This window comes from Halorubrum sp. CGM4_25_10-8A (assembly GCF_005435025.1).
GTDB classification, from domain to species: Archaea; Halobacteriota; Halobacteria; order Halobacteriales; family Haloferacaceae; genus Halorubrum; species Halorubrum ezzemoulense.
In genome coordinates this window covers 110,361-125,400 of the sequence record NZ_SGTX01000003.1, presented here as the reverse complement: position 1 = coordinate 125,400, position 15,040 = coordinate 110,361, and the positions used below count along the sequence as shown (strand labels likewise).

Genomic DNA, 15,040 nt, shown 5'->3' with positions numbered 1-15,040 from the left:
GCTCGGCCCGCGCCTCCGCCCGCCTACCCGTCGCCCGGGTCGAGGTCGACGCCGCGGAACTCGAACCGGGCCCCGCCGGCCTCGCTCTCAGCGAGCTCGACCGCCCAGCCGTGCGCCTCCGCGACCTCGGCGACGATCTTCAGTCCGAACCCGGTCCCGTCGTGGTCCGTCGTCACGCCCGCCTCGAACACCTCTCCGCGGTCTTCGGGGTCGACGCCGGGGCCGTCGTCTTCGAGGTAGAAGCCGTCGTCGAGCGCCCCGACCGTGACCGCCACGTCGGGTCCGGCGTGGGCGACCGCGTTGGCGATGAGGTTCTCGAGGGCCTGTCGCAGGCGGCTGCGGTCCGCGGCGACGACGGCGTCCGTCTCGACCGCGATCGTCGCCGACTCGGTGTCGACGGTCTCCCAGCACTCCGCGACGAGGTCGGGCAGCGCGACGGGCTCGGTCTCGTCGATGCTGGCGCCCTGCCGCGCCAGCGCGAGCAGGTCCTCGATGAGCACGTCCATCCGGTCGAGCGAGCGCTCGACCGCGCCCAGCTCCTCCACGTCGACCGACTCCTCCGCGAGCCGCTCCGTGACGATCTCGAGGTTCCCGGTGGCGACGTTGAGCGGACTTCGGAGGTCGTGCGACACGAGGCTGGCGAACTCCTCTAACCGGTCGCGCTCGCGCGCGATCTCCGCCTCGCGCCGCCGGAGCTGCCGCTCGCGCTCGATGCGGACCAGCACCATCGTCACCGTCGCCGCCCAGATGCGCGCCACCGCGAGGTCGGAGTCGTCGAAGGCCTCCGGGGCCGTCGCGCCGACGTTCAACACGCCGTACCGCCCGAGCGGGACGACGAGCTCGCTCCGGATCGTGGCGTCGTCGCTGTGGCGGTCGGGGTCGTCGTGGACGTCCGCGACGTACGTCGGCTCGCCGCTCTCGAAGACCTCCCAGGTGATGCTCAGCTCGTCGGCCGCGAACGTCGGATGCTCGCCGACGACGTCGTCCGCGGTGTCCGTCCAGACGATCGGTTCGAGCGCGTTTTCCCGCTCGTCGTACAGCCATATCGCGGCGATCGGGTGGCCCAGCACGTCGTCGACGTACGACACCGCCGCCTCGGCGGCCGTCTCCCTGTCGGTCGTCTTCAGCAGCTCTCTGGTCGCCTCGTGGAGGGATTCGAGCGTCTTCGTGCGGCGCTGGAGCGCCAGCCGCCGCGTTCGCTCGTTCGTGACGTCGATCGCCGTGACGACCGCGTACGGGTCGCCACCGATCTCGAACGGGCCGACGCTGACCCGAACCGGGACGAGGACGCCGTCCCCGCGGCGCACGGCCAGTTCGAACCCGTCCGCCATCGACCGCGCCTCACCGGCGCGCGTCGTCTCGATCAGCGCCGTCACGTCGTGTCGAGACCCGTCTCGTTCGGCTCTCGCCTCCTCGCCGCTAAGGGGGGCACCCTCCTCGCCGTCTCCGGGTGCGCTCCCCTCGGCACCCCCCGGCGCAACCCCCTCCGCGTCTCCGGCTGCGCCCGCTTCGCCGCCGTCTCGGTCGGCGACGGAGGGCGGCGACGCGACGCGTCCCCAGTCCAGTTCGGTCGGATCCTCGAAGACGTCGCCGATCGCTCGGCCGGAGAGGTCGTCCGGATCGATCCCGAACACTGTCTCAACGCTCGGCGTCCCGGCGTGGACGACCCCGTCGCCGTCGACGACGAGGGTCGGGTCGGGCGTCGCGTTGATCGCTTCCGGAAAGTGGTCCATGGTCACTCTTCTGCCGGCTCGTGGACGTGGCCGCACTCGGGGCAGCGCACCTCCTCGCCCCGGAGGTCGGCCGAGGAGGCTCGCACCTCGCGCATCACCTCGCTGATCCTGTCTTCGGCCTCCAACTCGTCAGCGACGGCGAGGTCGACGCCCTCGACCTCCAGGAGGAACTTCGCGACCTCGGTCACCTCGTACATCATCTCGTCTAAGTCCTCGGCGGTGAAGAACCCGGACATCGCGCCGTAGAGAAACGTCGCCCCCGCCTTCGTCACCTTCTCCTCGAAAGAGTAGCGCGCCTGGTTCACCGCCTGCGGCGTGTACGTGTCGGTCATGAAGGGGATGAGCTCCGGGAGGTTCTCGCCGATCTTCGTCATCTCGACGCCGGTCTCCGTCCGGAAGTCGGCGCAGAGCCGGGCGATCGCCCACTCGCGGGCGGTGATGTACGTCCGGTCGCGGAGGAACTCGTTGACGCGCTCGTAGCGCGCGCCGTCCATCTTCTTGAACCGCTCGTACTTGCGGACATCCCGCGGCACGTCGTCGGTCGCGTCCGCCTCGTCTCCGGACGCCCCCGACGCCCCGGCGGTCGTCTCCGCGTCCGGTTCGTCGCCGGCGTGCGGATCGGGGTCGCCGTCGTCGTCGGAGGGTGACCGGTCCGTGGCGGCGTCGCCGGTCCCGTCGGCCGAGTCGGCCGTCGAGCCGGAGGGATCGCTCATACGTGCGACACTCCGCGGGCGAACAAAAGCCTTGTCGGTGGCGGTCCGCTCGGAGATCCACTTTTGTACCGTCGCGTGGAGGGGTTGGGCATGAAGGTGCTCTGCGGGATCGGCGGCAGCGACGACTCGTTCCGCGCGCTCGACCGGACGGTCGAGCGCGCGGCGGTCGCGAGCGACGACCTGACGATCGCGGTGGTGGACAACGAGGACTCCTCAGTGTCCCCCGACGAGGTCGTCGAGCGCGCCGAGGCGGCGGTCGAGGAGGCGGCGATCGACGCGGAGGTGCGGCGCGTCGAGGGCGACCCCGGGAGTCGGCTGGTGGACATCGCCGAGACGGAGGGGTTCGAGGAGATCGTCTTGGGCGGCGGACACACGAGTCCGATGGGGAAGATCACGATCGGGTCGATCGCGGAGTTCGTCCTGTTGAACGCCAAGACATCGGTCACGCTGGTCAGATGAGCGATCGAGGCTACCCGGACGCGGTGGCGGACGAGTTCCCGCCGCCGCCGACCGCGTTCACCGACCGCGAGGACCGCCGGATCGAGGTCCGGCCGTACGAGGGCGACCCGGCGGCCAGGGAGTCGCTCGTCGAGATGTACGACGCCTTCGACCCGGCGGACCGCGCGCAGGGGATCCCGCCCGGCGGCGAGGAGCGCATCCGCGAGTGGCTCGACGCCATCCTCGCCGACGACTGCTACAACGTGATCGCCTGGTGCGACGACGCGGCCGCCGGCCACGCGACGCTCGTCCCCGACGGCGACGCCTACGAGCTGGCGATCTTCGTCCATCAGGAGTACCAGCGTGCCGGGATCGGCACCCACCTCATCCGCGGACTGCTCGGCCACGGGCAGGCGAACGGCGTCGAGAAGGTGTGGCTCACGGTGGAGCGGTGGAACCGCGCCGCCGTCTCCTTGTACAAGAAGATCGGCTTCGAGACCTCCGACGCCGAGAGCTTCGAGCTGGAGATGGGGCTGCGGCTGCGCGCCGACGGGGAGACGGCCGCGGAGGGAGACGCGTCCGCGACCCCCGACGAGTCCGACGCCGACGAGTAGGGTTGGCCGGAATCTTCAAGCCTTTAGGGGCGGCCCGCGACCGCTCCGATATGAGTCACCGAATTCTGCTGCTGGGGGCGCCGGGTGCCGGGAAAGGGACACAGAGCGCGAAGCTGGCCGACGCGTACGGCGTCGAGCACGTCACGACCGGCGACGCGCTCCGCGCGAACAAGGACATGGAGACGGAGTACGGCACGCCGCGCTCGTTCATGGAGGCGGGCGAGCTGGTGCCGGACCCGGTCGTCAACGAGATCGTCGAGGCCGCGATCGGCGACGCCGACGGGTTCGTCCTCGACGGCTACCCGCGCAACCTCGATCAGGCGGAGTACCTCTCGGAGATCACCGACCTCGACGCCGTCATCCTCCTCGACGTCGACGAGGAAGTGCTCGTCGACCGGCTCACCGGGCGCCGCGTCTGCGACGACTGCGGCGCGAACTACCACGTCGACTTCCAGCCGCCCGAGGAGCCGGGCGTCTGCGACGAGTGCGGCGGCGAGCTGATCCAGCGCGAGGACGACACCGAGGAGACCGCCCGCGAGCGGCTCGACGTGTTCTACGACAACACCGAGCCCGTGATCGACCACTTCCGCGACGAGGGCGTCCTCGTCGAGGTCGACGGCGAGGCGACCCCGGACGAGGTCTTCGCTCGGATCCGCGATGTCGTCGAGAGCTAATCCGCCGCGTGGCCGGGAGCCAATCCGCCGCGTGGCCGGGAGCCAATCCGCCGCGTGGCCGGGAGCCAATCCGCCGCGTGGCCGGGTGCCAGTCCGACCGGCGCCGGGGGCCGACCGAGCGACGATCCTACAAGGTTCTTAACCGTCGACCGCTAACCGGCCGCTAATGAGCAAAGTCGAACGGCGAGTCCGCTCGCTGGTCCGCGAGGACGGCGAGATGCGGGACGCCATCGAAACCGTCCTCGACAACGCTAGCGGCGGCGAGGTGCGTTGGGTCGACGTCCGCGACCAGATCACCAGCGGACAGTGGGGCCGGCTCATCGAGAAGGAGATCCTCGTCGACGGCGAGGAGGGCTTCGCGCTTGCCGACCGCGACGACATCGAGGCCGGGATGGAGGACGACTCGGGCGGCGGCGACGTTGAGACGCCGGAGACGACCTCCTGGTCGAAGTGGGATAAGCTGGCCGGGCTGGCGACGCTCGGCGCGTTCGTCGGCTACGCGGTCTCGCCGGTCCGGAACGCGATCGCCGGCGGCATCGACGTCGTCCTCGGCCCCCTTCTGAACGTCGTCCCCTTCTACGTCGTCATCATGGTCATCGCGCTCGGCACGGGGATGTACTCGACGCTGCTGCGCGCCGGGCTCATGGACATGGAGAAGATGGGCGCGTATCAGGAGCGGATGAAGGACATCCAGGAGCGCCGGAAGGAGGCCGAGAAGCGCGACGACGACGAGGCGCTCGACGAGATCCAAGAAGAGCAGATGGAGGCGATGGGCGACCAGCTCGGCATGTTCAAAGAGCAGTTCCGCCCGATGGTGTGGATCATGTTCCTCACCATTCCGGCGTTCCTCTGGATGTTCTGGGTGATCGGCTACCGCGGGTCTGAGGCCGCGTACCCGGCCGTCGCCGCCCAGGAGCTCGTCGTCCCGCTCGCGGGCACCGTCACCTGGGACACGGGGATCGTCGGCCCGATCCAAATGTGGATCCTCTGGTACTTCCTCTGCTCGATGGCGTTCACCCAGCTCGTCCAGAAGAGCCTCAACATCGAGATGTCGCCGTCCGCCTCGTAGGCAGCGCCGCGCTCTCCGGCGCTCCCCCTCCGTTTCCCTTCGCCGCCGCCGTTCTCCCTCTCACTCCCGTTCCGCGAGGAGCGCTTCCACCTCCTCGCGCGACGGGATCGACCCCATCCCGCCGACCGACCGGACCGAGAGCGCGGCGGTCGCGTTGCCGAACGCGACCGCCTCGCGGAGCGCCTCCGCGTCGGCTCCGGACTCAGACTCGGCACTCCCCGCGAGCCGCGAGAGCAGGCCCGCGGTGAACGCGTCGCCGGCGCCGGTCGCGTCGACCGCCTCCGCCGGGAACCCGTCGTGCCGGACCGTCGTGGCCCCCCATGGCGCGTCGTCGGTACTGACCGCGAGCGCGCCGTCGCGGCCGAGCGTGACGACGACGGTGTGGGGGCCGAGCGCGAGCAGGTCGCGGGCCAGTTCCCCGCCCTCGCTCGTCGACAGCCCGGCCGCGGCGGCGTCCTCGTCGCTACACAGCACGACGCCGCTCTCGGCGACCGTCTCGCGGACCGCGGTCGACGCCGCCTCCGCCGTCTCCGGCGGCACCAGATCGGAGCGGTAGTTCACGTCGAACGAGACGGGACACCCGGCGGCGGTCGCCGCCGAGCGGAGCTCGCGGGTGGCCGCCCGCCCCCGCAAGTGCGTCAGCGCCACGCCGCCGAGGTGGACCCACGGCGGCGCGCTCGCGCCCGCCGGCGACGCCGCGCCGTCGTCGCCCGTCAGCGCTTCGGTCGGGACTGCGTCCGGGTCGAACCCGAACGTCGCGTCGCGGTCGCCGTAGAAGGAGAACCGCGGCCCGCCTTCGCCGGGCGGCGACACCACGGCGAGCGTCGTCTTCCCCTCGACGCGCTCGACGTGCGTCTCCGGAATCTCCGCCGCGGCGAGCGTCTCGGCGAGGAAGTCGCCGAACGCGTCGTCGCCGAGGCGCGTCCAGAACGCCGGCGGCGAGCCGAGCCGCGCGAGCCCGACCGCGACGTTGGCGGGCGCGCCGCCGGGCCGGTGGGCGTAGCTGTCGACCTCCCGCAGCGTCTCCCCGGAGTCGGGCACGAAGTCGACGAGCGTCTCTCCGGCGACGAAGATGCCGGCCATTGTCCTACTCGGCCGCCGCGGCCTCGTCGGCGCCGCTCGCCTCGGCCTCGACTTCCTCGGCGACGGCCTCGAACGCCGCGAGGATGACGCGCTTACACGCCTGTCCCTCGGTGCTCCAGTGGTGGGCGTAGTCCAGCATGTCGTCGTAGATGTCGGGCTTACAGCCCGCCGCCTGCGGGTGCCCGCCGCCGTTCACTCGGCCGGCGACCTCGTGGGCGTGCCGGAAGTCGTCCGACCCCCGGATCGAGGCGGAGCCGGCGGGCTTGACGATCACGGCGGCGTCGGCCCCCGCCTCGCGGAGGCGCTCCGCGACCTCGTTCTGCGAGCAGCGGCCGTAGGTGACCGCGACGCGCCAGTCGCCGACCTCATGCGTGACCGCGCGGTCGACCGCGAGGTCGATGCGCGCCTCCTTCTCGACCCGGCGCTCCGCGACGAACGACCGCACCGCTTCCGGGAGGTCGACGCCGTACGCGCCGACGACGGCCGCGTACTCCTCGGCGCCGGCCCAGTAGGAGTAGTCGGCGAGGTCGTCGGAGCGAGGGTCCTCCTTGAGCCAGAGGTCGTGGTCGCGCGTGACCTCGGCGAGCTCGGCCCAGCGGTCGTCGAAGGCGTAGTCGAGCGACCGGAGCGTCACGTCGGCGGTACACTCCTCGTCCGACTCGCCGACGACGAGGTCGACGCCGGCCTCGCGGACCGCGTCGGCGGTCTCGTCGTCCCACTGGTGGTGGTCGAACCACCGGATCGCGTCGGTCGAGTCAGCCAGCTCCGTTAACGGCTCCGCGATCCACTCGTAGTCGTCGGGGCAGAGGTCACAGACGAACAGGTCGATCCCGTCGTCGGCGTACTTTTCGACGCGTTCGAGCGCGGTGTCGATCGAGTACGGCCCCGCCGAGACCAGCCCGACCGGGGACTCGGCGTGGGCGTCGCCGAGGGGGTCGTCGTCGCCCTCCCCCTCGTCGTCCGCCGCGGGCTCGTCCGGCTCGTCGCTCCCGCTCTCGCCTTCGAGCCGGGCCGCGACGGCGTCCTCGAAGGGTCCGACGTCGAGGGCGGCGTCGTACGCCTCGCGGATCATCGCGGCGCAGGCGAGACCGTCGGCGTCGCCGTCGGCGATCACGACCGCCTCGCTGCCCTCGATCGCCTCCCTCGCCCGCCGCTCCGCGCGTTCGTCGTCCAGCGAGTCCGGGTAAAAGAAGCCCTTCCCCGGCAGCTTCGTGTACCGCGACCGGGGGGCATCCCCCGTCTCGATGAGGTCGTCGTCCATACCGTCGAGGCGGGCGGCAGCCGGAAAACTCCGCCGCTCTCGCGGCGAGCGGCGGTCGCGTCGCCTTCGCGACGCTCAGATCGTCGTCCGCCGAGGGTCCTCGTCGGTCAGCTGTCGGACCGTCAGCACCGGGACCGGGCAGGTCCGGACGACGCGCTCGGCGACGGAGCCGATGAGAAAGCGGTTCTCGCCGTGGCGGCCGCGGGTGCCCATCGCGACGAGGTCCGCGTCGGCAGACCGGGCGTACGCGTCGATCTCCGAGGCCGGACGGCCCTCGCGGACCTCGATGGTCACGTCGAGGTCGCCGTCGCGGTCGTGGGCCGCGTCCGCGACGCGGTCGAGCGCGTCGCTCCCCTGATCGTCGAGCGCGTCGCGGAGGTCCTCCCGGACCGTGTCGGGCGACGACTCCACCTCGCCGGCGTCGACGACGTACACCGCGTGGACCTCGGCGTCGAACCGCGCCGCCACGTCGACCGCGACCGAGACGGCCCGTTGAACGCTGTCGGAGCCGTCGGTCGCGACCACGATGGTGTCGAACATGGCCACCCGTTCGCCGCAACGACACCTAAAACCCGGCGGTCGGCGGAAGCGCACGCGGTCGGCGGACACGCCGACGGTTCGCCGCCGACTATGTCTAAAATCCTCGCCAGTCGGGCGCCGCTACGCCAGGAAGACGTGGCGCGGGCGATCGGCGAGCACGTCGCGGCCCCACTGGACGGTCTCGGAGAACTCGTCGGAGCGGAAGAAGCCCATCGCGTCCTCCTTCGCGTTCCACTGGCTGGCGATGAACATGTCGTTCTCGTCTTCGGTGTTCACCATCAGGTCGGTCTCGACGTGGCCGTCCATCTCGGCGAGCAGGTCGCCCACGTCGTCGAAGGTGTCGACGAACTCCGTCTGGTAGTCGGGCTTGACGGTGTAGAACATCCCCATCGTGCCGAAGCCGGACTCCTCGCCGGCGCGGGCGACGATGTCGGGCAGCTCCGAGAGGAACCCCGCCGCGGTCTCCGCCGCCGACGCGGTGTCCCAGATCGAGACGACGGCGGCGCGGTCGGTGTGGCGCCCCTCGTACACCGCGGTCTTGACGTGGGTGCCGTAGTGGTCGAAGTTGCCGCGGAGCCCCTCGACCTCGTCGAACAGCTCGTCCACGTCGGCCTCGCTGTACAGCACGGTGGCGTACACGTCCTCGCCGTGCGGCTTCCCGGCGTAGATGTCGAGGTCGGCGAGCTCGCCGCGGATATCCTCGTCCGAGGCCCCGCCGTCGCCCTCGTCCTCGCCGTGGGGGTGGTCGCCCTCGCCGCCGGCATCCCCCTCGCCGTGGGGATGGTCGCCGTGCGCGGAGCCGCCGCCCGCACCCGAATGGTCGTGGCCCTGACCGTGGCCGTGCGCGTCGTCGCCGTGACCGCCCTCGCCGTGACCGCCCTCGCCGTGCGGGTGGCCGGCGCTGTCCTGCTCGGGGACGCGCCCGGTCGGGACCGACTCGCCGCCGAGGAAGGCGTCGAGGTCGCGCGGCGGGAACCGCCGGCCGACGTAGAAGTCGCCGAACTCGCCGTAGCGGGAGGAGGCCGGGTCGAACCGCATCTCGTAGACGATGTCCTTGATGTCGGTCGGGTCCGCGCCGAACAGCGTGACGCCCCACTCGTGGTCGTCGAAGCCGACCGAGGAGGCGATCACCTGCTTGATCTTGCCCGCGTACTCCTTGCCGACCTCGCCGTGGCCCGCCATCAGCTCGGCGCGCTCCTCGAAGTCGAGGTCGTACCAGTTGTGTTCCTCGCCGCGGCGCTTGCTCATCGGGTAGAAGCTGACGTACTCCTCGTCGGGGATGTCGGGCTTCAGCTTCCCCTCGATGTACCGCTTGAGCCCCTCGTCGACGGCGTCGGCGCCCTCCTCGAAGTAGTCGTCCGAGACGTAGCCAGACACCTCTGTGACGGAGACGTAGGAGGTCTCGCGCTCGGTGAACTTCGCGAGCGCGGTGTCCTCGAAGCGGCGCTCGATCGCGGAGAGGTCGTCGAGCGACGGCCGGAAGTGGAGGAAGAGGAGGTCCGCCTTGTGTCCCAGCACCGAGAACAGCGCCGACTCGCCGTCCTCGGCGTCGGCGACCAGCTCGCGGTGTTTCAGGAAGGCCTCGCCCTCCTCGATCGCTCGCTGCCGCTCAGACTCGGGCGCCTCGCGCCAGGCGTCCCAGTCGATCGATCGGAAGTCGTGCAGCGAGAACCACCCTTCGGCGGTCTGTGGAGCCTCGACCATACGTCGGGTTCGGGCCGCGCGACTTAGGGGTTTGCGGGTCGTCCCGACGCGCTGTAATCCGTCGGCTCGTCCCCGTTCGTGCCCGAGTCGAAGCCGGCACCAGTGGTTTCGAAGCCCCAGCCGCTCGGCAGTACGTGAGTTCTTATGACCGGTCGATCGGCACGAACATCCCGAAGCCCCAGTCGGGAGGCGGTCGCACGCTCGCCGCGCTCCTCGTCACTCTCTCCGTTCGTTCCTGCGGTGCTCGCGTCGCCTGCGGCCGCCTCCCGACTGCCCCTTCGAGTCCCGCCCGCGACCGCACCTCACACCTCCCCAGCCTCGTCGGGCGCGTCTTCGGGCTCCCGCCGGTCGCCCTCGTCGCGCCCGACCCCCTCGCGCGTGCTCCTCGCGGCCAAGGGCCGCTCGCAGGCACGCGCCACCGCGATTCATATTATTAGCGCATCACACCCGCCCCCGTCCGCTCGGGTCACCGACGCCCGCGAACCGCTCCGGTCGTCGCGACTCGCGCCGCTCGCCGTCGCCGTGACCGAAACCCTTTCGACGCGACCCCGAAAAGTCGGGACGATGCGGAAAAGCGGCCCGCCGAAAGGACTGATCTCGTACCTCGTCTTGGAGCTGCTCGACGAACGCCCGCGATACGGGTACGAGCTGCTCGGCGAGATAACCGAGATCAGCGGCGGCCACTGGGAGCCCTCCTACGGCTCCGTCTACCCGATCCTCTACAAGTTCGAGGAGGAGGGAGTCGCCGAGCGCGTCGAGCGCGCGGACGAGCCCGACCGCAAGTACTTCGCGCTCACCGACGCGGGCCGCGAGGAACTCGCCGAGAAGCGCCGCGAGATCGGCGGCGAGGCGCGGGACTTCGGCGACGTGGTCCTCGGATTCTACCACCTGTACGCCGCGCTCGCCACAGACGGCCGGTTCGAGGTCGACGACGCGGACGCCGACTGGGCGTTCTCGGAGCGGTACAGCGCGTGGATCGTCGAACAGATGATCCGCCACCACGAGCGCGACTTCGGCGAGTTCGAGCGGATCGACGCCTCCCCAGACGAGTTCTACGCGCGGGCGGACGATGCGGACGCGCCGTCGGAGTCCGGGGGTGCCCCCGGCGAGGCCGAGACCGCGGACGACGCGGAGGAGTCGGAGGGGGCGTCCGGCGCGGCCGACGACTGATTCCCTAGTCGGCGGTGAGCGGCGACGCCCCGCGACTCACCGGTGAAGCAGCCGCCACAGGAGTCCGCCGGGGAGCCCGGCGCGGACGAGCCGGTCGTACAGCCGGTCGGGGAGGACGCGACCGAGCCGCGGTAGCCACCGCGCTCGGCGGCTCACCCGATACCGCGTTCGCGGTCGGTCGGCGGTCGTCGCCGTCACCACGCGCTCGACGACGGTCTCGACGTCCGTGGCCGCCGGGGAGTACCCCTCGAACGCGCGGTAGGCGGCGGCGTACGGCCCGTCGCCGTCGGCGGCCTCGACCGCGGCGGCCGCCCGCTCGTTGAAGCCGGTCCGGACGGGACCGGGCTCGACGAGCGCCACGTCGACCCCGCGGGGCGTGACCTCCCGGCGGAGCGCGTCGACGTAGCCGTCGAGCCCCGCCTTCGCGGCGCTGTACGCGCCGTGGTACGGCAGCGCGACCGACCCGACCATCGACCCGACGACCACGACCCGTCCGCCGCGCTCGCGGAGCGTCGGGAGCGCCGCGGAGACGGTCACGTGGACCGCGGTCAGGTTCGTCTCTAGCTGTCGCCGGAACGCCTCGGCCGAGGCGTCCTCGACTGCCGCGATCTCGTAGCCGCCGACGCAGGAGACGACGGTGTCCAGGGGACGGTCGGCGAGCAGGTCGCGGACGGCGGCCTCGTCGCGGAGGTCGACGACGGCGGTCTCGACCGCCTCGGGCAGGTCGGCGAGCCCGTCCGCGTCGCGGTCGACGCCGAGCACGTCGTGGCCGGCGGCGGCGAGCGAGCGCGCGACGCCGCCGCCGATCCCGCCCGCGGCCCCCGTCACGAGAACGTCCATGACGGGCAGTGCGCGGCGCCCCCAGTAGACGGTGGCGGTTCGCGGCGCCGGCTCCGGGGGCCCGTCTCGACCCGCCGCCCGAAGGCATATATCCGCCACGGGCGATTGTCGGCGTAATGTCCACCAACGAGCCGTCCGTCCCGATCGTGTGCGACGAGTGCGAGACGGAGACCCGCGTGCCCCTCGACGACCTCGCGGACGCGCTCGATAAACACAACGACCAGAAACACGGCGGCGAGGCCGTCGCGGAGGTCGATCCGGCGATCAAAGACCGGCTCGCCGACCTCGTCGCCGAGGACTTGGGGCTGTTCGACGAGGAGCCGGCCGAGGGGGCGTGAGCGCCGCCGCGAGCGACCACCGGGAACCGGAGCGCTCGGCGGCACGCGCCAGCAATATTTGCGTCGTTCGGTGACGAGTGTTTTCGCAGTATCTCCGGTATACGGGGCTTTGAACTCTCGAAACGCCACTTCCGTCGTCTTCCGCCGTCACCGGAACGCGCTTCCGTTGCTGGTGACGCGAGAGTGTTGCCCGCGGGGCCGCTTCCGTAGGTATGTACGACTCAACGCGGACAGCGTCGCGGCGGTCGTTCCTCGCGGCCGCGGGCGGAACTGCGACGGTCGGCCTCGCCGGCTGCCTCGGCGGCGGGAGCGGCGGGCTCGACGAGATCACGGTCGCGCACATGCCGATCTACCCCGACCTCCAGTGGTACGTGATGGAGGGCGAGGGATACTTCTCCGAGGTCGACGCCGAGGTCACCGGCCAGGAGTTCGGCAACGGCCCCGACATCGTTCAGGCGCTCGGCGGCAGCGACATCGACATCGCGATGTTCGGGATCGTACCCGCGATGATCGCGATCGACCGCGGTATCGCCGCGCGGGTGACCGCCGCGAACATCCGGGAGCCGATGGGGATCATGGCCGAGTCCTCGTTCCACGAGACGTTCGAACAGCAGGGCGCCGACGCGTTCGCGGCGTGGGAGGAGGAGCAGGGCGAACCGTTCACCTTCGGCACGTTCCCACAGGGGAGCGTCCCCGACGTGCTGTTGCGCTTCTGGCTCCGCGATGTCGGCGTCGACCTCGCAGCGAACGACAGCGTGGAGATCATCGAGATCAGCGGGGCGAGCTCCGTCTGGCAGGCGATTGCCAACGACGAGATCGACGGCACCTCGATCATGGAGCCGGTGCCGACCATCGCGCAGGCGGAGGGGTCGTCGGTGGAGATGCTGCGGACCGCCGCCGAGGTCCTCCCCGGCCAGCCCGCCGCGGTCACCCTGATGAGCGACGAGGTCCGGGACTCCCCGATCGCGGCGCAGTTCCTCGAACAGCACGTCCGCGCGACCGACTTCATCGAGGAGAACCCCGACGCGACCGCGGGCCACGTCGAGGAGGGAATCGGGATGCCAGTCGACCGCGCGCGGAAGGCGCTCGACTCGCCGCTGTCGAACTTCATCACCGACCCCGCCGAGATCACGGACGCGACGCAGGTGTTCGCCGAGTTCGCGGCCGATAACGGCCAGACCGACGAACAGCTGTCGAACGACCAGATATTCGACCTCGGGGTGTACGACTCGCTCTGATGGCGACCGAAACCGCATCGCGCGTCGACGAGGACGGCGCGTTCGCCGGCGTCGGGCTCGGAGACGGGCGGCGGCTCCTCCGGGGCGCCGCGGGGGTCGTCGGGTTCCTCCTCGTCTGGCACGCCGTCTCGCTCACCCAGGATCCGTTCGTCCTCCCCTCGCCGGTCGCGGTCGCCGGGGCGTTCGCCGGCGAGCTCGCGTCGGGAGACATGACGACGGCGCTGTATCAGAGCGTCCGCCACTGGATCCCCGGTACCGTCGCCGGAACGGGCCTCGGCGTGGCCGCCGGCGTCGCGTTCGCTTGGAGCGGCCTGCTGGACGACCTGACGGCGCCGCTCGTCCGCACCCTGCGCCCCGTCCCGCCGCTCGCGCTGATCGGCTTCGCGATCGCTTGGTTCGGGATCAACGACTGGGGCGCGGCGTTCATCATCGCGGTCGGCGCGTTCTGGATCAACTTCTACGCGGCGTACGGCGCCGTGGAGGGCGTGAGCGAGGACCTCCTCGACGTGGGGCGGACCCTCGGCGTCCGCGGCGACCTCGACGCGGTCCGGTCGATCGTCCTGCCGGCGTCGCTGCCGGGGATCATGACCGGGATCCGGACCGGACTGGGACGGTGTTGGATGCTCGTCGTCGCCTCGGAGATATTCGGCGTCCCCGGGGTCGGCCGCGAGATCATCCGCGCCAGCAACAACCTGCGCGTCGACCGGGCGATCGCGTACATCCTCGTGTTGAGCCTGATGTACCTGCTCGTCGACGTCGCGTTCCGCGCGGTCGAACGGAGGGCGTTAGCGTGGCGGGCGTGAACGGAGACGGCGCGGCCGGACGCGACGGGGAGACTCCCCCCACCGCGGCGGCCAGCGTCGCGCTCGACGGGGTCGGGAAGACGTACCCCGGCGACGGCGAGGGCGGCTCGGTGCGCGCGCTCGACGACGTGTCCTTCTCGGTCGCCGACGGGGAGTTCGTCTGTCTCGTCGGCCCGTCCGGCTGCGGGAAGACGACGCTGTTCCGGGTCGTGGCCGGGCTGACCGAGGCGACCGACGGTCGCGTCCTCCTCGACGGCACCGAGGTCACGGGGCCGACGACGGACATGGGCGTCGTCTTCCAGGAGTACCACCTGTTCCCGTGGCTCACGGTCGAGGAGAACGTCGGGTTCGGGCTCGAACGGAGCGACCGATCGGCCGCCGAGCGCGAGGCGCGCGTCGACGAGATGCTCGACCTCGTCGGGCTGACCGAGTTCCGCGGCGCCTACCCGAAGTCGCTGTCGGGCGGGATGAAACAGCGCGTCGCCATCGCCCGGTCGCTCGCGGTCGACCCGGACCTGCTGCTGATGGACGAGCCGTTCGGCGCGGTGGACGCTCAGACCCGCGAGATGCTCCAGCGGGAGCTACTCGACGTGTGGGAGTCGACGGGGAAGACCGTCCTCTTCGTCACGCACGACGTCGCGGAGGCGGTGACGCTCGCCGACCGGGTCGTCGTGATGGCCGCCGAGCCCGGCCGCGTCCGCGAGGTCGTCGATGTCGACGTCGAGCGCCCGCGCGACCGCGGCGACGCCGCGTTCGCGGAGTACGTCGGCCGCGTGCGAGAGCTGATCGGCGCCCACCCGTAGCCCCGTCCCCTTCGCGCCC

The 15,040-nt window shown here is 71.3% G+C and carries 16 protein-coding genes; 9 read left to right on the top strand and 7 right to left on the bottom strand.

What is annotated here, in order from left to right; all coding sequences use genetic code 11:
- Positions 1–23: 23 nt before the first annotated feature.
- Together EXE52_RS04800 and EXE52_RS04795 are read right to left on the bottom strand one after the other, a co-directional pair.
- The gene (locus EXE52_RS04800; RefSeq protein ID WP_089308293.1) at positions 24–1,739 is read right to left on the bottom strand and encodes an ATP-binding protein; all 1,716 of its coding nucleotides are present in this window, start codon (positions 1,737–1,739) and stop codon (positions 24–26) included.
- Positions 1,736–2,446 (bottom strand): DUF5806 family protein, encoded by a 711-nt coding sequence (locus tag EXE52_RS04795; protein WP_049930460.1) that lies wholly within the window; start codon positions 2,444–2,446, stop codon positions 1,736–1,738. Before EXE52_RS04795 ends, EXE52_RS04800 begins: the two co-directional genes overlap by 4 nt.
- Positions 2,447–2,536: 90 nt before the next feature.
- Here EXE52_RS04795 and EXE52_RS04790 point away from each other — a divergent pair, with 90 nt between their 5' ends.
- The 4 genes from EXE52_RS04790 to EXE52_RS04775 all read left to right on the top strand — a co-directional run bounded on the left by EXE52_RS04790 (position 2,537) and on the right by EXE52_RS04775 (position 5,241).
- Positions 2,537–2,905, top strand: coding sequence for a universal stress protein (locus EXE52_RS04790; protein ID WP_049930461.1), 369 nt, complete (start codon positions 2,537–2,539; stop codon positions 2,903–2,905).
- Positions 2,902–3,498, top strand: a complete 597-nt coding sequence (locus tag EXE52_RS04785; protein ID WP_049930463.1) for a GNAT family N-acetyltransferase — start codon at positions 2,902–2,904, stop codon at positions 3,496–3,498. The genes EXE52_RS04790 and EXE52_RS04785 overlap by 4 nt, the downstream gene beginning before the upstream one ends.
- 50 nt (positions 3,499–3,548) lie before the next feature.
- Positions 3,549–4,172 (top strand): adenylate kinase, encoded by a 624-nt coding sequence (locus EXE52_RS04780; protein WP_049930465.1) that lies wholly within the window; start codon positions 3,549–3,551, stop codon positions 4,170–4,172.
- Positions 4,173–4,338: 166 nt separating this feature from the next.
- Positions 4,339–5,241 carry a DUF106 domain-containing protein gene (locus EXE52_RS04775; protein ID WP_049930467.1) on the top strand — a complete coding sequence of 301 codons (903 nt, stop codon included), beginning with the start codon at positions 4,339–4,341 and terminating at the stop codon, positions 5,239–5,241.
- Between the two features lie 60 nt (positions 5,242–5,301).
- Here the strand turns inward: EXE52_RS04775 and EXE52_RS04770 are convergent, their stop codons facing one another.
- The 4 genes from EXE52_RS04770 to EXE52_RS04755 all read right to left on the bottom strand — a co-directional run bounded on the left by EXE52_RS04770 (position 5,302) and on the right by EXE52_RS04755 (position 9,829).
- Complete coding sequence (locus tag EXE52_RS04770; protein ID WP_089308292.1) at positions 5,302–6,324, bottom strand: carbohydrate kinase family protein; 1,023 nt, start codon at positions 6,322–6,324, stop codon at positions 5,302–5,304.
- A 4-nt stretch (positions 6,325–6,328) separates the two neighbouring features.
- Positions 6,329–7,585, bottom strand: a complete 1,257-nt coding sequence (locus EXE52_RS04765) for a DHH family phosphoesterase (protein ID WP_089308291.1) — start codon at positions 7,583–7,585, stop codon at positions 6,329–6,331.
- A gap of 75 nt (positions 7,586–7,660) precedes the next feature.
- Positions 7,661–8,125: a universal stress protein gene (locus EXE52_RS04760; RefSeq protein ID WP_049930471.1), complete on the bottom strand. Its 465-nt coding sequence runs from the start codon at positions 8,123–8,125 to the stop codon at positions 7,661–7,663.
- A 120-nt stretch (positions 8,126–8,245) separates the two neighbouring features.
- Positions 8,246–9,829, bottom strand: coding sequence for a heme-binding protein (locus EXE52_RS04755; protein ID WP_089308290.1), 1,584 nt, complete (start codon positions 9,827–9,829; stop codon positions 8,246–8,248).
- Between the two features lie 564 nt (positions 9,830–10,393).
- On the opposite strand from EXE52_RS04755, the gene EXE52_RS04750 reads away from it, so the two are divergent.
- Positions 10,394–10,999 (top strand): PadR family transcriptional regulator, encoded by a 606-nt coding sequence (locus EXE52_RS04750; RefSeq protein ID WP_049930475.1) that lies wholly within the window; start codon positions 10,394–10,396, stop codon positions 10,997–10,999.
- Between the two features lie 36 nt (positions 11,000–11,035).
- Here the strand turns inward: EXE52_RS04750 and EXE52_RS04745 are convergent, their stop codons facing one another.
- Positions 11,036–11,839 (bottom strand): SDR family oxidoreductase, encoded by an 804-nt coding sequence (locus EXE52_RS04745; RefSeq protein WP_167373078.1) that lies wholly within the window; start codon positions 11,837–11,839, stop codon positions 11,036–11,038.
- 116 nt (positions 11,840–11,955) lie between these two features.
- On the opposite strand from EXE52_RS04745, the gene EXE52_RS04740 reads away from it, so the two are divergent.
- The 4 genes from EXE52_RS04740 (at position 11,956) to EXE52_RS04725 (ending at position 15,021) form a co-directional block, all read left to right on the top strand.
- Positions 11,956–12,177, top strand: a complete 222-nt coding sequence (locus EXE52_RS04740) for a hypothetical protein (protein WP_089308289.1) — start codon at positions 11,956–11,958, stop codon at positions 12,175–12,177.
- Between the two features lie 212 nt (positions 12,178–12,389).
- Positions 12,390–13,415 carry an ABC transporter substrate-binding protein gene (locus tag EXE52_RS04735; RefSeq protein WP_089308288.1) on the top strand — a complete coding sequence of 342 codons (1,026 nt, stop codon included), beginning with the start codon at positions 12,390–12,392 and terminating at the stop codon, positions 13,413–13,415.
- Complete coding sequence (locus EXE52_RS04730) at positions 13,415–14,218, top strand: ABC transporter permease (protein WP_049930481.1); 804 nt, start codon at positions 13,415–13,417, stop codon at positions 14,216–14,218. The genes EXE52_RS04735 and EXE52_RS04730 overlap by 1 nt, the downstream gene beginning before the upstream one ends.
- Positions 14,206–15,021, top strand: coding sequence for an ABC transporter ATP-binding protein (locus EXE52_RS04725; RefSeq protein WP_089308287.1), 816 nt, complete (start codon positions 14,206–14,208; stop codon positions 15,019–15,021). Before EXE52_RS04730 ends, EXE52_RS04725 begins: the two co-directional genes overlap by 13 nt.
- Positions 15,022–15,040 lie beyond the last annotated feature (19 nt).